General features: G+C 70.8%; 18 protein-coding genes and 1 pseudogene. 8 read left to right on the top strand and 11 right to left on the bottom strand.

Annotated elements, in window-relative coordinates:
* Nucleotides 1-7 precede the first annotated feature (7 nt).
* Entirely contained in the window at nt 8-874 is an 867-nt protein-coding gene (locus ABT004_RS12950; protein WP_351335031.1) for an MFS transporter, read from the bottom strand.
* A 150-nt stretch (nt 875-1,024) separates the two neighbouring features.
* Between ABT004_RS12950 and ABT004_RS12955 the strand changes: the two genes are divergently transcribed.
* Nucleotides 1,025-1,768, top strand: coding sequence for a GntR family transcriptional regulator (locus ABT004_RS12955; RefSeq protein WP_351335034.1), 744 nt, complete (start codon nt 1,025-1,027; stop codon nt 1,766-1,768).
* A 23-nt stretch (nt 1,769-1,791) separates the two neighbouring features.
* Here ABT004_RS12955 and ABT004_RS12960 read toward each other — a convergent pair whose 3' ends face one another.
* Nucleotides 1,792-1,926 carry a hypothetical protein gene (locus ABT004_RS12960; RefSeq protein ID WP_351335037.1) on the bottom strand — a complete coding sequence of 45 codons (135 nt, stop codon included), beginning with the start codon at nt 1,924-1,926 and terminating at the stop codon, nt 1,792-1,794.
* 92 nt (nt 1,927-2,018) lie between these two features.
* Here ABT004_RS12960 and ABT004_RS12965 point away from each other — a divergent pair, with 92 nt between their 5' ends.
* The 4 genes and pseudogenes from ABT004_RS12965 to ABT004_RS12980 form a co-directional block, all read left to right on the top strand.
* On the top strand, nt 2,019-2,939 hold the full coding sequence (locus tag ABT004_RS12965; protein ID WP_351335040.1) for a TIM barrel protein: 921 nt from the start codon (nt 2,019-2,021) through the stop codon (nt 2,937-2,939).
* 2 nt (nt 2,940-2,941) lie between these two features.
* The gene (gene iolC, locus ABT004_RS12970) at nt 2,942-3,916 is read left to right on the top strand and encodes a 5-dehydro-2-deoxygluconokinase (RefSeq protein ID WP_351335042.1); all 975 of its coding nucleotides are present in this window, start codon (nt 2,942-2,944) and stop codon (nt 3,914-3,916) included.
* The gene (locus ABT004_RS12975; protein WP_351335045.1) at nt 3,913-4,797 is read left to right on the top strand and encodes a Cgl0159 family (beta/alpha)8-fold protein; all 885 of its coding nucleotides are present in this window, start codon (nt 3,913-3,915) and stop codon (nt 4,795-4,797) included. The genes iolC and ABT004_RS12975 overlap by 4 nt, the downstream gene beginning before the upstream one ends.
* A pseudogene (locus tag ABT004_RS12980) lies at nt 4,794-5,150 on the top strand (thiamine pyrophosphate-binding protein); the annotation flags it as partial. The gene ABT004_RS12975 and the pseudogene ABT004_RS12980, both read left to right, overlap by 4 nt.
* 122 nt (nt 5,151-5,272) lie before the next feature.
* On the opposite strand, the gene ABT004_RS12985 reads toward ABT004_RS12980, so the two are convergent.
* Complete coding sequence (locus ABT004_RS12985; protein ID WP_351335048.1) at nt 5,273-5,959, bottom strand: hypothetical protein; 687 nt, start codon at nt 5,957-5,959, stop codon at nt 5,273-5,275.
* Between the two features lie 365 nt (nt 5,960-6,324).
* Here ABT004_RS12985 and ABT004_RS12990 point away from each other — a divergent pair, with 365 nt between their 5' ends.
* Nucleotides 6,325-7,335: an aldo/keto reductase gene (locus ABT004_RS12990; protein ID WP_351335051.1), complete on the top strand. Its 1,011-nt coding sequence runs from the start codon at nt 6,325-6,327 to the stop codon at nt 7,333-7,335.
* Nucleotides 7,336-7,635: 300 nt separating this feature from the next.
* Here the strand turns inward: ABT004_RS12990 and kynU are convergent, their stop codons facing one another.
* The 5 genes from kynU to ABT004_RS13015 all read right to left on the bottom strand — a co-directional run bounded on the left by kynU (nt 7,636) and on the right by ABT004_RS13015 (nt 13,951).
* Nucleotides 7,636-8,877 carry a kynureninase gene (gene kynU / locus ABT004_RS12995; protein ID WP_351335053.1) on the bottom strand — a complete coding sequence of 414 codons (1,242 nt, stop codon included), beginning with the start codon at nt 8,875-8,877 and terminating at the stop codon, nt 7,636-7,638.
* Between the two features lie 296 nt (nt 8,878-9,173).
* Entirely contained in the window at nt 9,174-10,217 is a 1,044-nt protein-coding gene (locus ABT004_RS13000) for a zinc-dependent alcohol dehydrogenase (protein ID WP_351335056.1), read from the bottom strand.
* 64 nt (nt 10,218-10,281) lie between these two features.
* Nucleotides 10,282-11,634 (bottom strand): four-carbon acid sugar kinase family protein, encoded by a 1,353-nt coding sequence (locus ABT004_RS13005; RefSeq protein WP_351335058.1) that lies wholly within the window; start codon nt 11,632-11,634, stop codon nt 10,282-10,284.
* A complete protein-coding gene (locus ABT004_RS13010) occupies nt 11,631-12,917 on the bottom strand; it encodes a RuBisCO large subunit C-terminal-like domain-containing protein (RefSeq protein WP_351335061.1) in 1,287 nt (428 codons plus the stop codon). Before ABT004_RS13010 ends, ABT004_RS13005 begins: the two co-directional genes overlap by 4 nt.
* Before the next feature lie 14 nt (nt 12,918-12,931).
* Nucleotides 12,932-13,951 (bottom strand): 2-keto-3-deoxygluconate permease, encoded by a 1,020-nt coding sequence (locus ABT004_RS13015; RefSeq protein ID WP_351335064.1) that lies wholly within the window; start codon nt 13,949-13,951, stop codon nt 12,932-12,934.
* Between the two features lie 210 nt (nt 13,952-14,161).
* Between ABT004_RS13015 and ABT004_RS13020 the strand changes: the two genes are divergently transcribed.
* Both ABT004_RS13020 and ABT004_RS13025 read left to right on the top strand, forming a co-directional pair.
* A complete protein-coding gene (locus tag ABT004_RS13020; protein ID WP_351335066.1) occupies nt 14,162-14,917 on the top strand; it encodes a DeoR/GlpR family DNA-binding transcription regulator in 756 nt (251 codons plus the stop codon).
* Nucleotides 14,918-14,969: 52 nt separating this feature from the next.
* A complete protein-coding gene (locus tag ABT004_RS13025) occupies nt 14,970-15,569 on the top strand; it encodes a hypothetical protein (RefSeq protein WP_351335068.1) in 600 nt (199 codons plus the stop codon).
* 73 nt (nt 15,570-15,642) lie between these two features.
* Here ABT004_RS13025 and ABT004_RS13030 read toward each other — a convergent pair whose 3' ends face one another.
* From ABT004_RS13030 to ABT004_RS13040, 3 genes are read right to left on the bottom strand one after another with little or no spacing between them, the layout of a single operon-like run.
* Nucleotides 15,643-16,119: a hypothetical protein gene (locus ABT004_RS13030; RefSeq protein WP_351335071.1), complete on the bottom strand. Its 477-nt coding sequence runs from the start codon at nt 16,117-16,119 to the stop codon at nt 15,643-15,645.
* Nucleotides 16,116-16,829, bottom strand: a complete 714-nt coding sequence (locus tag ABT004_RS13035) for an RNA polymerase sigma factor (RefSeq protein ID WP_351335074.1) — start codon at nt 16,827-16,829, stop codon at nt 16,116-16,118. Before ABT004_RS13035 ends, ABT004_RS13030 begins: the two co-directional genes overlap by 4 nt.
* 22 nt (nt 16,830-16,851) lie before the next feature.
* The gene (locus ABT004_RS13040; RefSeq protein WP_351335076.1) at nt 16,852-17,301 is read right to left on the bottom strand and encodes an LAETG motif-containing sortase-dependent surface protein; all 450 of its coding nucleotides are present in this window, start codon (nt 17,299-17,301) and stop codon (nt 16,852-16,854) included.
* Nucleotides 17,302-17,506: the final 205 nt, after the last annotated feature.

Here is a 17,506-nt window from a genome sequence, read left to right on the forward strand (position 1 = left end):
TCCGACGTCAGGCGGCCGCCATCCTGCTCTGCCGTCGGCAGACGGTCGCCCCCGCGGTCGTCAGCGCCAGGAACGTGGCCATCACGATCGCCATGGGGGCGGCGCTGCGGGTGCCGAACAGGCCGATGAGGGGTGAGGCGGCGGCGCCGAAGGTGAACTGCGCGACGCCGAGCAGTGCGGACATCGTGCCCGGGGCCGTGCGCCCCCGGCTCTGCCCCACGGCGTTTACGGCTGGGAACACGAACCCGAAGGACGCGACGGTGATCAGCAGGCACAGGCAGAAGGCCCAGAGTTGCGACCCCACCGTCGCGGTGAGCACAAGCAGGAGGAGCTGGCCGCCCAGCCCCGCCACCGCACCGATGACCAGCAGTGTCTCGGGACGACGCCCGCGCACCAGCCTCCCGTACAACAAGGACGCGCCGAGGTTGGCCAGGGCGTTCACCCCGTAGACGACACTGGTCATCGTGGCCGACAGGCGCAGCAGGTCGTGCAGGACGAACGTCGCCCCGGCGATGTAGGCGAAGACGGCAGCGCCGACACCGCCCATGGTCAGAACCGGAGCGAGGATGTTCGGCCGTGCCAGCAGGGTCCCGACGATCGGCTTCTCGCAGAACGTCGGCAGGCCCGCGCGCTGGACGGCGCGGATCAGGTCGGCGTGGGTGAAGGTGGGCGCGGCGATGACGACCCCGTCGAGGCCCGCGCCGAGCAGTGCGGCGAGGTCCCCGGCGACCTCGCCGCCGGTGCGGTCCGCGACGGCGCGGGCGGAGCGCTCGTCCGCGTCGTGAACGACGATCCCGCTGACCACCGGGAGGTTGGCGAGTGTCGTGGCGTGGAACGCGCCGATGCGGCCGGTGCCGATGAGTCCGATGCGCATGGGGAACACCTTTCGTCATTCGTACGAGCGGGAGGGCCCAGTGGACGGGCGGGCTCGCTATTTGTTATTACATCCGTACGTACGGACGTGCGGAGTTTTACGGGATTACGGCATACTGGCGCTGTTGGCAGTAGCGCTCTGGAGGGTGACGTGGAGTCGATCGCCAAACTGATCACCATCGACCGGAACAGTCCGGTCCCGCTGTACTTCCAGTTCGCCCAGCAGTTGCAGCAGCTCATCGAGAGCGGCGTGCTGCCGCCCGGCACCCGCCTGAGCAACGAGATCGCCCTGGCCGACCAGTTCGGGCTCTCCCGCCCGACGATGCGTCAGGCCATGCAGCACCTCGTCGACAAGGGCCTGCTCGCCCGCAAGCGCGGAGTGGGCACCCAGGTCGTCACCAACCGCATCCGGCGCCAGGTCGAACTCTCCAGCCTGCACGACGACTTGGAGCGCGACGGCCGCCATCCGCGCACCAAGGTGCTGTCGGTCACCACCCGGCCCGCCGACGCCGAGGTCGCGGCGGCGCTGCGACTCGGCGAGGGCGTCGACGTGCTGGCCGTTGAGCGGGTCCGGTTCGCCGACGACCAACCCATCGCGCTGCTGCGCAACCACCTGCCGGCCGGGCTCGTCGAGCTGACCGCCGACGCTCTGGCCGAGACGGGCCTGTACCAGTTGCTGCGCCGGTCCGGGGTGGATCTGAGCTCCGCCCAGCAGGCCATCGGCGCCCGCAGGGCCACCGCGGCCGAGGCCAAGCTGCTGGAGGAGACCCGCGGCGCCACGCTGTTGACCATGACCCGTACCGCGTACGACGACGCCGGGTCGCCGGTCGAGTACGGCGCCCACGTCTACCGCGCCTCGCGCTACTCCTTCGAGATGACGGTCGCCGCCCGCTGACGGGCCCTTCGCGCGCCGTGTCATCAGTGGCCTCGTTTCAGTAGCGCGTCGGACAGGTCGGCCGCGGCCGCGTTCGGCCGCAGGCCGATGACGTCGAGGCGGCGCAGGGGGTCCGCCACCACGGACGGGCCGACGCCACGGGCCGGGATGATGACCACGCCCTATAGACAGTATGTAAGGACAATCGATTGACAGTTGATTGCCGAGCCGGGCAGGCTCGGTCCAAGCCCGCATCCAAGGAGGCAAGGCCGTGACCACACCTCTCGCCCAGCGCATCGCCGGAGCGCCGATCTCCTGGGGAGTCTGCGAAGTCCCCGGCTGGGGACACCAGCTCCCACCCGAACTGGTCCTGCGCCAGATGCGCGAAGTCGGCCTGACCGCAACCGAGTTCGGGCCCGAGGGCTTCCTGCCCGCCGCCCCGGCCGACAAGGCCGCCACGCTCGCCTCGTACGACCTGAAGGCCGTCGGCCAGTTCGTGCCGGTCGTCCTGCACGACCCGGACCGCGACCCGCTGCCCGAAGTCGAGGCGGCGATCGCCGGGCTCGTGGCCGCCGACGCGGGCACCGTCGTCATCGCGGCCGCCACCGGCGCCGACGGCTACGACGAGCGCCCCGCCCTCGACGCGGCGGGCTGGTCCTCGCTCCTGGCCAACCTCGACCGGATCTCCGCCGTCGCGGCCGGCGCCGGTCTCGTCGCGACCCTCCACCCGCACGTGGGCACGATGATCGAGTCGGGTGACGAGACGCGGCGCGTACTCGACGGCTCCGGCATCGGGCTGTGCCTGGACACCGGGCACCTGCTCATCGGCGGCGGCGACCCGGTCGCCCTCGCGGCCGAGCGGCCGGGCCGGATCTCCCACGTCCACCTCAAGGACGTACGCATGGACCTGTGCGAGCAGGTCGTGGCCGGCAAGATGCCCTACACCGAGGCGGTCGCCGCCGGGATGTACGTCCCACTCGGCGCCGGGGACATCGACATCGCCGCGATCGTCCGAGGTCTTGAGGCCGACGGGTACGCCGGCTGGTATGTGCTCGAACAGGACACCATCCTGGCTTCGGCGCCCGCCGCGGACGGCGCGGGCGGCCCCGTCGAGGACGTGCGCGCCTCGGTCGGCCACCTGCGCTCGCTGGCCGGCACCGCCGCGCACGCCCCGGACAGCGTGGAGGGCTGACCATGGCTCACGAACTCGTCACCATCGGGCGCAGCGGGGTCGACATCTACCCGCTCGACCACGGCGTCGGCCTCGAAGAGGTACGGACGTTCGAGAAGTTCCTCGGCGGCAGCGCGACGAACGTCGCGATCGCGGCGGCCCGCCACGGCCGCGCCGCCGCCCTCATCACCCGGGTCGGCCGTGACCCCTTCGGCCGGTACGTCCAGCAGGAGGCCGCGCGCCTCGGGGTGGACCCCGTGCACATCACGCCGATCACGGAGCCGGACGGCCCGCCGACTCCGGTGACGTTCTGCGAGGTGTTCCCTCCGGACGACTTCCCGCTCTACTTCTACCGGTACGGGACGGCTCCCGACCTGATGATCGAGCCCGCCGCGCTGCCGCTGGACGACATCCGCGCGGCCGGGGTCTTCTGGGCGACGGTGACCGGTCTGTCGGCCGAGCCGAGCCGGTCCGCCCACTTCGCCGCCTGGCGGGCCCGCGGCCGACGCACCCACACGGTCCTCGACCTCGACTACCGGCCGATGTTCTGGTCGGGCCCCGAGGAGGCACGCCGGCAGGTGGAGCGCGCCCTGGAACACGTCACCGTGGCCGTCGGGAACCGTGAGGAGTGCGAGGTCGCCGTCGGCGAGACGGATCCGCAGCGGGCCGCCGACGCGCTGCTCGACAGGGGCCTCGACCTCGCCATCGTCAAGCAGGGCCCCAAGGGAGTCCTGGCCGCCACCCGCGAGGAGCGGGTGGAGGTCGCGCCCTTCCCCGTCGAGGTCGTCAACGGCCTCGGTGCGGGCGACGCGTTCGGCGGCGCCGTCGTGCACGGCCTGCTGAGCGGCTGGGACCTGCGCCGGACCATCGCGTTCGGCAACGTGGCGGGCGCCCTCGTGGCCTCCCGCCTCGCCTGCTCCACCGCCATGCCGACCACGTCCGAGGTGGAAGCGGCCCTCGCGTCCGCCCCGGGGGCCCAGACCGCGGGGACCACATGATCAACGCCGCACGGCTGACCCGGATCCGCGCCCGTGAGCCCGAGCTCATCGGCCGCTCCTGGCAGAAACGCTCCCGTCGCCCGGTGGTCGGGAACGACGGCCGCCTCCTCATCGTCGCCGCCGACCACCCGGCCCGTGGGGCCCTCGGCGTCCGGGGCGACCCCGGAGCCATGGCGAGCCGCACCGACCTCCTCGACCGGCTCGCGACCGCGCTGTCGCGGCCCGGCGTGGACGGTGTGCTCGGCACCCCTGACCTGCTCGACGACCTTCTGCTCATGGGGGCCCTGGAGGACCGGGTCGCCATCGGGTCGATGAACCGGGGCGGGCTGCAAAGTGCCGCCTTCGAGCTCGACGACCGGTTCACCGCGTACACCGCGGAGGCGATCGCCGCCCAGGGACTCGACGGAGGCAAGACCCTCACCCGGATCTGCCTCGACGACCACGGCACCGTACGCACACTGGAGGCGACGGCGGCCGCGATCACCAGCCTGGCCGAGCACAGCCTGATGGCCATGGTGGAACCATTTCTGACGGTGCGCCAGGAAGGCGGCGGCGTGCGCAATCTGCTCGACCCGGACAGCGTCATCAGGTCGATCCACATCGCGAGCGGGCTCGGCGCCAGCAGCGCGTACACGTGGCTCAAGCTGCCCGTCGTCGACGAACTGGAACGCGTCCTGGACGCCACCACCCTGCCGACACTGCTCCTCGGCGGCGACCCGCAGGGCGACCCCCATGACACGTACGCCTCGTGGGGCGCGGCCCTCGAACTCCCGGCGGTGCGCGGGTTGGTGGTCGGGCGGGCGCTGCTCTATCCGCCGGACGGTGATGTCTCCGCCGCCGTCGACGTCGCGGCCGAACTCGTCCACGGGAGCGACACATGAACACGCCACGGGTGGACACATCACGGTTGGGCACACCACCGGACGCGACGACGGTACGGCTCACGGTGGCGCAGGCCGCCGTGCGGTTCCTCGCCGCCCAGTGGACGGAGCGTGACGGGGAGCGGCGGCGGCTCTTCGCGGGTGTCCTCGGCATCTTCGGCCACGGCAACGTCGCGGGCATCGGTCAGGCGCTCCTCCAGCAGGACCGGCAACCCGAAGGACTCCCCTACATCCTGGCCCGCAACGAACAGGCCATGGTGCACACCGCCGTCGCCTACGCGCGCCAGCAGGACCGCCTGGAGGCCTGGGCCTGCACCGCCTCGATCGGCCCCGGCTCCACCAACATGCTCTCACTCTGCGGATCGTGCTTTCAGCTTCCGAACGGCAGGTAGTCCGTCTCGTGAACTCCTCGCCTCCGTACTGAAGTTGGGCGCGGCCAGAGCGGAACCCCTACTGCGCACCCCGGGGGGGGCGGTCAGCCGAACGGGGTGATCGTCTCGTACGGCTGCTGGAACCGCACGGCGATGCCGGACTCGGCGCTCTTGCGGTCGAGCAGTGCCTTCGCCTTGGCGAAGTTGTCCAGAATCCGCGGCACGGGGCGCGGTCGCTTGGTGAGCGGCCGTCCGAAGTCGTCCCAGTGCACAGGGATGACGAGGTCGGGGCGGGTGGCCTCGACGGTGTGGTGCCAGTAGTCGTTCTGGAACCGCGCGGACTGTGTACCCAGGCCACCGATCAGCGGGCCGAACCCCGCCCAGGTCAGCTGGGAGCGCAGATCGTGGCGCCGTCGCTGGCCGGCCTCGGGCAGGGAGAAGGCGAGCAGCGTCCAGGTGCCGTCCCATCCGTCGTTGACGGCACCCTGCTTCCAGATGCGGTCCTCGCCGTCACGGAGGATGGCCTCCGCGCGGTCGGTGAGGGCGAAGTACATGCGGCGCCCTTCACGGCGGCGTTGCAGCAGACCGCGACCCACCATGCGGGTCAGGGTCGAGCGGGTGGCGTGCTCACCCACGCCCGTACGGCCGAAGACCTCGATGACGTTGCCGGAGTAGACGCAAGCGTCGCCGCCCAGTACGTAGTTGCCGAGGAAGGTGAGCATGAGGGACTGGGGACGCAGGACCCCCTCGGCCCCTCGCTCCCCCGGCGTGCTGCGTCCGCCGCCTGCCATGCCACCCTCCCGCGTCGCTCCGCCACCGTACGACCCAATGTTACGCACTCTGTCGATCGTCGCGAGAGGAGTGCACAGCGCGGTCAACTAGAGGGATCTAAAAGGGGGTTAGTCCGCTATGAGCCCGGGTGATCACCCCAGCGCCCCGGCCCGCACCCCGCGGCTTCGTGGGATACGACAAGAAGGAGGGCGATCAAGAAGGACGGCATGATCAAGCACAAGCGTGCGCTCGGCGGTGCGATCGCACTGGCCATGTCCCTGGGTGTCACGACGCCCGCACTGCCGGGAAACGCCTGGGTGGCGCGGAACCTGCCCCACGCCTCCGAGTTTGCGCTGGAGCGCACTTCAACTCCTAGTTTCGGCGCATGCGATACATCAGACTCGGAACGACCGGACTGGAAGTCTCCGCCATCGCCCTCGGCTGCATGAGCTTCGGCGAGCCGGGCCGGGGCGGCGAGCCCTGGTCGCTGGGCGCGGACGCCAGCCGGGACATCATCAAGCAGGCCCTCGAAGGCGGCGTCAACTTCCTCGACACGGCCAATGGGTACAGCGCCGGAAGCAGCGAGGAGATCGTCGGCAGGGCGGTCAAGGACTTCACCCGACGCGAGGAGGTCGTCCTGTCCACCAAGGTCTGGATGCGGATGCGCCCCGGCCCGAACGGCGCCGGGCTGTCCCGCAAGGCGATCTTCGCCGAGCTCGACGCCTCCCTGAAGCGGCTGGGGACCGACTACATCGACCTGTACCAGATCCACCGCTGGGACTACGACACCCCGATCGAGGAGACCCTCGAGGCGCTGCACGACGCGGTCAAGTCCGGAAAGGTCCGCTACATCGGAGCCTCTTCCATGTACGCCTGGCAGTTCGCCAAGGCCCTGTACCTGGCCGATCTGAACGGCTGGACCCGGTTCGTGTCGATGCAGGACCACTACAACCTCATCCACCGAGAAGCGGAGCGGGAGATGCTCCCGCTCTGCGCCGACCAGGGCATCGGCGTGATCCCGTGGAGCCCGCTGGCGCGGGGCAGGCTGACACGGGTCCGGGACACCGCCACGGCGCGTGCCGAAACCGACGAGGGCGGCAAGATCCTCTACCGCGACGGGGACCAGGCCGTGGCAGAGCGCGTCCACGAGATCGCGGGCAAGCGGGGTCTGTCCCCGGCCCAGGTCGCCCTGTCCTGGGTCATGCGCCACCCGGCGGTGACCTCGCCCATCGTCGGGGTTACCAAGCCGGCCCAACTGGCCGACGCACTCGCCGCGGTGGACGTCGCACTCGACGAGGACGAGGCCGCCTACTTGGAGGAGCCCTACCAGCCGCACGAGGTTGCCTACCTGGAGAAGTCCTTCTACAAGTCGCGCCCTGCGGCGGGCTCCCGGTAGTCCGGCCTACCGCCGACCTTCGACGAGTCCTTGCCCTGCGCAGCGCCACCAGCACGCCGAACGCCGGGATGGGCAGGCCGTAACGCTTCGAAATGCCGGGGCAACCGGGCCTGGTACCGGTTGAACGTGCGGTGGAGCCGGCCGAAGACTGCCCGCGCGGAGGTGTCCACGTCCGGGACCTCGCGCTGCCACTCCGCACTCCGCACGCCGCCGGGGCCGATACGGGATCGGCAGCGGCGGATTGCGGGGCGGCTGGATGCGACGGTCGGCGCCTCGCGGTTGACCCGGAGGCTGTCCGGATCAGGTCACCTTGGAGCGCAGCGCGTAGCGGTCCTCGCGCCACGCCTCGGTGGTCAGGACCTCGCGCAGGAACTGCACCGCGTCCCACACATCGACGAAGCGGAGGTACAGCGGGGTGAAGCCGAAGCGCAGCAGGTCCGGTGCGCGGAAGTCGCCGATGACGCCGCGGTCGATGAGCGCCTGCATCACCGGGTATCCGTCGGTGTGCCGCAGCGCGACCTGGCTGCCGCGCGCGTCGGCGTCCCGCGGCGTCACGACCTCCAGGCCGAACTCGCCGCACTCCTGCTCGACGAGGTCGATGAAGAGGTCGGTCATGGCCAGGCTCTTGCCCCGGAGCTGTTCGAGGTCGACCCGCTCCCAGATGTCGAGGCTCGCCTCCAGGGGTGCGTACGACAGGAGTTGGGGAGTGCTGCACTGGAACCGCTTGATGCCAGTGGCCGGTTGGTAGTCGGTGGTGAACGCGAAGGGGTCGGCGTGGCCGTGCCAGCCGGTCAGTGGCTGCCGGGCCACCTCCTGGTGCCGCTGCGGGACGTAGACGAACGCGGGGGATCCCGGGCCGCCGTTGAGGTACTTGTAGGTGCAGCCCACGGCGAAGTCGGCGCCGCTCTCGCCGAGGCGTACGGGCAGCGCGCCGACGCTGTGGCACAGGTCCCAGATCACCAACGCGCCGTGGCTGTGCGCGAGTTCGGTGACCGAGGCCATGTCGTGGAGCTGTCCGGTGCGGTAGTCGACGTGGCTGAGGACCACGACCGCGACGTTCTCGTCGAGCGCCTCCTCCAGCGTCGGCGCGTCGGCGCCGACCAGTCGCCGCTGGTAGCCGTCGAGCAGACCCGTGGCGCCCTCCATCATGTAGAGGTCGGTCGGGAAGCTGCCCGCCTCCGAGACCACGACCTTGCGGTCGGGGCGCATCCCAAGAGCCGCGGAGAACACCTTGAACAGGTTGATGGACGTGGAGTCGCACACCACGACCTCGCCCGGTCCCGCACCGATCAGCGGCGCGAGCCGGTCACCGAGCACGGCCGGCTTGTCGAACCAGCCGGCGGTGTTCCAGCTGCGGATCAGGCCCTGGCCCCACTCGACGTCGACCATCTCGCCGACGCGGGTGCGAGCCGCCCGCGGCAGGGCACCGAGGGAGTTGCCGTCTAGGTAGTTCACCCCCTCGGGCAGGACGAACTCCTCCCGCAGTGAGGCGAGCGGGTCAGCCGCGTCGTACTGCTCACACAGGGCGCGTGTCGTGGTCACGTTGTTCCTTTCGGGTCGGGATGGCCGCCGCGATGACGAACGCGAGCGAGGCCGTTCCCCAGGTGAGCCCGATCGCGCGACGTCCATCAAGGCGATGACACCACCACTGACGGCCTCATGGAAAGAGACACCCAGTGCCTGCGGGGCTTGATGCTGAACGGACTCCGCAAGTCCACCCGCGGGACGTCAGCCGCCGTCCACCCACCGTCCCGCGACCCTGGCCATACCCCCTTCCCCGCTTCCCCGCTTCCGCGGCGAACAGCCTCGCGGCCGCCTCCCCGACGTCCGCGGTCCCGTCAGCTCAGGTCCGGGACCAGCAGGACCTTGCAGGCGTCCCCTGTCAGGAGGTCCATGGCCTCGTTCACCTGACTCAGTGGCAGTCGGTGTGTGATCAGCCAGTCCAGGTCCAGGCGGCCAGAGTTCAGCAGGAGCATGGTCTGCTCCCACGTTTCCCACAGCCGGCGGCCGAAGATCCCGCGCAGTGTGATGCCGCGCTTGTTGATCTGGGCGGCGACGTCGATCGGCACCGGCCGGCCCGGGTGGCCCACGGTCACGACCGTGCCTTCGCGACGCAGCGCGTCGAAGAGGGGCGGGAGCGCGGCGGCCGCCCCCGAGCATTCGAAGGCCACGTCGGCCCCGCCGCGGTGGCCGCTCAGTTCGCGGCTGCGCTCGGCGATGCCGTCGCCCGGCTCCATGGCGATCACACCGAGCTTTTCGGCCTCGGCGCGGCGGAACGGGTTCGGCTCGATCACGATCACGTAGGCCGCGCCCATCAGGGAGGCCAGGCGGGCGACGACCATGCCCACCGGCCCCGCGCCGCTGACCAGAACGCCGCGTCCCGCCACCGAATACCCGGCGCGCTGGATGGCGTGGACCGCGACACCGGCCGATTCCAGCAACGCGCCGGTCTCCAGGTCGACGTTGTCGGGAAGGGGGACGCAGATACTGTCGGGCACGGCGACGCGTTCGGCGAAGACCCCGTCGAAGTGCATGCCGAGGATTTGCGTGTGCTCGCAGGTGTGCGCGTCCCCCGTGCGGCACGCAAAGCACTGCCCGCACGGCAGGTGGCTCTCCAGCGCGACACGGTCACCGACGCGCAGATTGCGCACCCCGGTACCCACCTCGACGACGGTGCCCGCCGCTTCGTGCCCGAGGACGACGGGGAGTCCAAGGTTGAATGCCTGGGCGGCCGACGACCATTCATAGCATTCGCGGTCGGTGCCGCACAGTGAGGCCGCGGCGACCTCGACGACCACCTGGCCGGCTCCCGCCTTGGGCTCGGGCGCGTCGGTGACGTACTCGACGCCCTTGTCCGCCGCTGCCTTGACGACTGCTCGCATGAGTTCCTTCTCCTTCAATTCGCATGTACGGGTGGGGTGTTGGGCCAGATGACCGGTGCGCGGGTCAGGCCGAGGTGGATGTCTGCGCGAAGCGGTTCAGCACGTCGACCGGGCCGACCTGGCCTCCCTTGAGCAGCAGTCGACAGCCGGCCACCGCCGCGTCGCTGTCGGTGCGGCAGATGGGGGCGGCCGTGACGAACTGCGAGGAGACACGAAGCTCGCTGACGCCCATGGCCAGCAGTGCGTGGCTGGAGGTGTCGCCGCCGAGCACGGCGATGTCGCGGGTGAGTCCCTTGGCCGCCATGTTCGCGGCCACGGTGCCCAACAGTTCACCCACGTACGCCGCGTCGAGAGGGCCGGCAGCGGCGTAACGCGGGTCCTGGGTGCCGCGTGTGGTGTGCACGATGACGTTGCGTCCGGCATCGAGCCAGGCGGCCGTGCGCTGTTCCAGCTCGTTCAGCCGGGAGGGGTCATCGCCGTTCAACACTTGGGCGGGCACGGCCAGTTCGGCCCAGCCATGCGCGATGGCGTCGGCGATCTGCGCGGCCGTGGTGCTGGAGGCGGAGGCGCTGACGGCCAGCACCGGCCCGGTTGCCGACTGGGCGGCGGCAGTGACAGTGGCAGTAGCCGTGGCATTGGCAGTAGCCGTGGCCGTCGCAGTACCGGATCGCTCGCCGGCCGTGCGTGCGAGGGCTGCCATCACACCACCGGAGCCGACCACTATCGCCGGGCCGCCTTCACGGACGGTGTCCTCCCGCAGCGCCAGCGCCAGCGCGTCGAGGTGTCCCTCCTCGACGGCGTCCACGACGAAGGCCGCCCGGCTGGAGCGGCGGAGCGTCCCCCACCGCTCGCGGAAGGAGCCGTCGGCGTAGGAGGGAAGGTGGATGGCCTCGGGCACCTCGCCGGTCAGCGACTGCCCGGCGATCACCTGCCGCAGGTCGGCCTCGTCCATCGGTGTCGACGGATGGCCGGCCATGACGGGGTGCCGGTCGAGGCGGTGGGCACCACCCGAGTAACCGGCGAAGTGGTTACTGAAGGCGGTGTACCGGCCGAAGTCCGGCTGTGCAGGGGCGATGGCGATCGGCCCGTGGCCGGGGAAGCGCTCGTGCAGCAACTCGATTCCCCTGCCGATGCTGCCGCGTGCGCTGGAGCTGTCGAAGGTCGAGCACACCTTGTAGATGAGCACATCGGCGTCGGCCGTGGCGATCTGCTCCAGCTGTGCGCGGACCAACGCGTCGAAGGCCGCCCCGCCGAGGGAACGCGAGGGCCCCGCGATCCCCACGACATCGCAGTCGGTGGGCAGTTGGCGGCTACCGTCTCCGACGACGAGCACGGCATCGAGTCCGTGCCGGTGGGCCTGCGCGAGGACATCGCTGGCTCCCGTCAGGTCATCGGCCACGAAACTGACGTACGTCATGTGAGGTCACCCCTCCGCACGGCCATCCCACCGAAGGTGCGCCCGGCGTGCAGCAGCGCCGGATCGCCCGCCTCGGACGCCGCGCGCGCCGCCGCCTCCAGCGAGACACCGTCGACGGCTGCCGCCCACGCGGCCCGGAGGCTGCGCACACCGGCCGCGGGCCCGTCGGGGTGGGCGGCCACGCCGCCGCCCGCGAGCATCAGCAGGTCGGTCGACCCGGTCGCGGCGAAGGTCGGCGCCGGGGTGGTGACATTCTGGCCGGACGACAAGGTCGGCACCGGGCCCAGGGTGTGCCCCAGGGGCTCGAACAGGCTGCGTACGTTGGCGGTGACCTCCTCGTCCGTCTCGTAGAACTTGCTGCCAAGGCCGCTGACATGCAGGTGATCGGCGCCCGCGAGACGGGCCAACTGCTGCCACACCCGGTACGACATCCCCAGCGCCGGTGAGCGCATGGACCCGGCGAGGCCGGCGCGGTGGCCGTGCACGGGTACCTCGGAGAACTCCCGCAGCCAGGCCAGCGCGGGCAGCCCCATGACGGGAACGTTGAGCATCACGCACCGGCCACCCGCCTCGACCACCATGTCGTGCCGCCGACGGAGCCCGGCGAGGTCTCCCGTGATGTTGAAGGCGTACATGACGGGGTGACCGGTGAGCTGCTCGGCCTCCCGGATCTCCTCGGTGGCGACGGCGATCCGGCGCTCCAGGGGAAGGTACGTCGGATCGGTCATCAGCTCGTCGTCCTTGATCAGGTCGATCGAGGCCCGAGCCAACTCCCTTACCACGAGCCGGAATTCATCCTCGGTGAGACCCACGTTCGGCTTGATGATCGTGCCGATCATGGCGCCTTCGGCGTCGCCCATCAGCCTGCGGGTGCCCGGGATGCCGAACGCCGGGCCCTGATGGGCAGCGACGAACTCGTCCGGCAGCTCGATGTCCTGCACGCGGCAGGCGAACAGTTCGCCGAGCTCGAAGAGGTTCCCCGCGATGGCGGTCTGCAAGGTGGCCAGGTCCGTCCCGATGTTCTCCATCGGGAACTCGACCACTGCGAGGGACGCCCGCACCTTCTCGGGGGAGGTACGCGAGGGCAGTGACGGGACGCGCTCGCCCAACTCCCGCACACCAACAACCTGCGCGGCATGGCGTTCACGAATGCGGGGTGACTCGCCGGGCACCGCGATGAAGGTGCCGCTGGACTGCTCCCCTGCCATCGCCGCGGCGGCCTGCTCCGGGTCGGTCTCGGATTCCAGGTAGTACGTGCAGCGGATGACCCGTTGGTCACGCATGTGTTCTCCGTTTCTCAACGAGGTTGGTACGAGGGGGTGTTCCGCTCAGTTGGTGGCGGTGCGTCGGAGTCGGAGTCGGCGGGTTGCTTCTGGACCCGGCGTGCCCACAGAGCCGTGATCAGCGGGCACAGGATCGACGTCACCACGACGGACGAGGCGATGAGCACGGTCGCGGACTGGGCGGCCGGTGCGTAGACGGGGTTGGCGGACGCCACGATCGAGGGCACGACCGCCGCGTTGCCGGCGGTGGTCGCCGCGGCGAGGCCGGCGATGCCGTCACCGCCAGTGGCCTTGTCGGCCAGGAGCAGGACCGCGCCGCCGACGAGCACGACGAACAGCCCGAGCGCGACCCCCAGCAGTCCGGCCTCCCAGACAGCGGTCAGGTTGAGCGTGAGCCCGAGGGACAGCCCGAGGAACGGCACGATCGCCGGGACCGCAGGAGCCAGGAAGCGGCGCATCTCGGGGTCGAGATTGCCCAACAGCATCCCGAACGCGAGCGGCAGGATCGCCCCGACCAGCGTCTGCCAGGGGAAGGCGGAGAGTCCGGCGACGCCGAGCGTGACCATGGTGAGGAAGGGGCCGGACTCCAGGCTCATGACGCTGTAGGCGCCGACGTCGCGCTTGCGTCCGAACTGCGCCATCAGCGACATGTACAGGCCGCCGTTGGTGTCGTTCAGCGCGGCCACGACGGCCAGCGTGGACAGCCCCGCGAGGGCCCCGCCGCCGATCGGCGACTCCCCCAGGAGCCGGCCCATCACGACGCCGACGAGCATCGCGAACACGATCTTGGATCCCAGCAGCACACCGCCCTTCTTCGCGATGTACGGCGTCGCCTTCACGTCCAGGGTCGAGCCCAGACAGACGTAGAAGACCGCCAGGATCGCGGGCAGGCCGGTGTACAGCGCTCCGGTGAAGGAGCCGAAGAACTCTCCGGAACCGGGCGCTGCCGTGTGCACCACGGCTCCAACCAGCATGGGGACGAGCATCAGCCCGCCCGGCACCTTCTCGATGCCCGCCTTGATGGGCAAAGCCATGACGACCTCCGAACGGCTATGTTCGAATGAACATTGAATGAATCGGACCGTAGTCGCGGCAAGTACGCAGGTCAATAGGTTCCAGCGGCCGAGACGGCACACTGACCGGCGTACAGTGTTCACATGAACAGCACGTCGTCAGGGGTGGTCGGCACGACGTCGCGCACCCTCCGCGAAGAGCAGGGCTGGAGGCCGGATAGCGTTATGGACGTGGCTCAAGACGAGGTGGATACGGTGCGCGGCTCCCGGCAGAGGGCCATCCTGAAGGCGCTTCAGACGTCCCGGCAGGTCGACGTCAACACGCTCGCGGAGCGCTTCGGCGTGTCCGGCATGACGATCCGCCGCGACCTCGCCGAGCTCGATCACGCGGGGCTGTTGGACCGCGTGCACGGCGGCGCGGTGCCGCGCCGGGCACCCGCGTACGGCTCCCGGACCACGACGATGACACTGGAGAAGTCGAGAATCGCGCGGGCCGTGGCGGAACTCGTCGAACCCGGTGCGTCGGTGGGCATCGACACCGGCACCACGTGCACCGCCGTCGCCACGGAGCTCGCCGGCCGCGACGATCTGACGGTCATCACCAACTCCCTTCACGCGGCGTTCGAGCTGCGTGACACCAGGAGCCGGGTTCTCGTCCTGGGTGGGCTCATGACTCCCGAACTCACCCTGACCGCCTCCACGGCGGCGCAGGAACGGCCGCAGATCCATCTGGACCTGCTGATCCTCGGCTGCGGCGGACTCTCCGTCGACCACGGGATCACCTACTTCGACCCCGCCGAGGTCGAGGTGCGCCGCACCCTCCTGGACCTGGCCGACCGGGTCGTCGTCGCCGCCGACCACTCCAAGTTCGGCCGCAAGAAGGCGATGGCCCTCGGCGACCTGTCGATCATCGACGTCCTCGTCACCGACGAACTGCCTCCGGCTGAACTGCGCCCGGCGCTGGCGGACGTGGTCGTCGCTCCGTAGCGGGACGAGCCGGGGCGACAGGTTCGCGAACGTCACGGGCTACGCTCCGGGGATGGAGATCCCCAACGCCCGCCGGGAACGCGCCAGTCGACGTCGCACGGTCGCGGACACCATCCTCGACCGGCTCGGCCTGTTCGAGCGGTGGCGGCCACTCGGGACGCCGGTACTCGTCGGATCCGTCGCTCTCGACCTGGTGGTGGAGGCCGACATCGACATGGAGATCTACTCCCCCACCCCGTCCATCGCCGACGGATTCGCCGCACTCGTGCCCTGCGCGGAGCTCCCGGGCGTGCGCAAGCTGCGCTTCGCCAACGCCCTCGACCTGGCGGACCGCGGCCTGTACTGGCGCCTGGACTACGAGTTCACGCCCGACGAGACCTGGAAGATCGACATGTGGTGGCTGCCCGACGACCACCCCGGCCCACGCGCGGCCGATCTCGTGACCCCGGTACGCGACGCCCTGGACGACTCGACGCGCGACGCCGTCCTGGCCATCAAGGAGGGCGCGCTGACGCAGGGTGAGGCCACCCAGGGGGTGTGGGTCTACCAGGCGGTCCTGGACCACGGAATCCGCACCTACGACGAGTTCCGTGCCTGGCAGGCCTCGACCGCGACGGACGTACTGACGTCGTGGCGGCCGCATCGAGACTGAGGGGCCAGGTGCCAAGTAGGCGCGTGCTGCGAGGAGTTCGGGCGGTCGACCGGGTGTCGCGGACCGGCCCCGCTCACTCGGGTGTGCTCGGGCGGGCCGTGGGGCGGACGCCGTCCTTCGCGGTCGGGGACTCGGAGGCCGCGGACGACGGGGGCGGGGGCAGGGCGGACGGGGCCGAGGTGGACGGCGTTGCCGGGCTCGACGGTGTCGGTGACGAAGGGCGGGGCGTCGGGCGGTTGTCGGGGGCGGTCGGGGACGAGGGCGCGGCGGGCGGCACGGGGGTGCGGTCGGGGGACACATCCGGGGCCAGGACGACGTAGCCGACGGCCAGGGCTGCGGCAGTGGCGAGCCCGGCGATCGGGACGGCGTAGCGCCGACCGATTTCGCGGAGGCGAGGCAGTCGGCGCAGGTGCGGGCCTGGCGGCCGGGCCGGGCGCAGTGTGCGTACGGTGACGTTGTCGGCGTGCGCAGCGAGTGCCTCGCGCAGGCGGTGCTCCACCGGGCGTTCGGCGTGGTCGGCCGGGCGGGCCCGTGGCGTGCGGGGAGTCATATCCGACCCTCCAGGCTCTTTTCCAGTGCGTCCAGGGCGCGGCTGGCGTTCGACTTCACTGCGCCTTTGCTGATGCCGAGCGTGGCGGCTATCTCGGCCTCGCTGAGGTCGGCCCAGTAGCGCAGCACGAGGACTTCGCGGCGGCGCGGCGTGAGCCGGGACAGCGCGGCGAGGACCTCGCGGTGCGCCTCGTCGAGGACGACGGAGTCCTCCGCGGACGGGGCTTCGCCGGCCGGTGGCGGGGTCCACGCCCGTGCTGTACGGCGCCGACGCAGCACCGAGCGTGCGGTGTTGACGACCGCGGTGCGGAGGTAGCCGAGAGCGTTGTCCACCTCCGTGATGTGTTCGCCGTGCCGGCGGTACAGCGCGGTGAACGCGTCCTGCACGACATCCTCGGCGGTCCCCAGGTCGTCCACGAGCAGCACCGCAAGCCGCACCATGCGCAGCCGGTGCGCGTGGTAGAGCTCGCCGATCGTGGGCGGCCGGTCGAGGTGCGGAGGCACTGCGTCGTACGCGTATGTGTACGTGTACGGGGGTGTGTCCCGGCCCGGCGTATCGGCGGCCGCCGGGCCGGGTGCCCCTTCGAGGGCGGACCGCTCGCGTCGCAGCAGCCCACGCAGCACACCCCGCCATCCGGCGCGGACCCGGCCGTCCGGAAGCGCGAACGGCCGTGAGGGCGGGGCGAGTTCGTGGGCTGCGGCGATGTGCACAGGGTTCCTCGGATGTACGGCGTCAGCGGTGCGAGCGGCGGCGTACGGCAAAGAGGGTCCCCGCGCCGCCGACGACGAGTGCGGCGGCCCCGGCCCCCAGGACGGTGGTGGTCGTGTTCGAGGAACCAGTATGTGCGAGCTCGTCCTCGGCGGGGGCGGGGGCGGGCGCGGGCGTGCCGGGCTCGGTGGTGGCGGGCGCGGGTTTGCCGGGCTCGGCGGGAGCGGCACTCGGCGCCTCCGTGGAGGCTTCGTCTCCCTTCTCGCCGGGGGCGGCGGGCTCGGCCGAAGGCGGGGCGCTCGAGACCGGCTTCGAGGACACCGGGACGCTGGTGGCCGGAGCCGACGGCACCGGGCTCGGCTTCTCGGTGGTGGCGACCGAGGGACTCGCCGACGGCTGCACCGGGGTGGCGTGGGCGGCGGGCATCGCGCCCAGGGCGGCCAGCAGGCCGGTGGCCACAACGGCACTGCGCACAACAGGAACAAGGTGGTTCACGGGGGTACTCCACGGTCGGGGCAAGGAAGCCGGACGGCACCCTTCACCCCCACACGACGCGCCGCCCGCCCTCAGGGAGCAGGGGCGGACAAAAAAAAAAAATGGCCCCCACCCCTAGTGGTACAAAAAGAAAGATTATAAAATTAACAAAAAATGTGTGTCTTTGACATATAAAAAAAGAAAA

It is taken from the genome of Streptomyces sp. NPDC002790 (genome assembly GCF_040295505.1).
Lineage (GTDB): Bacteria > Actinomycetota > Actinomycetes > Streptomycetales > Streptomycetaceae > Streptomyces.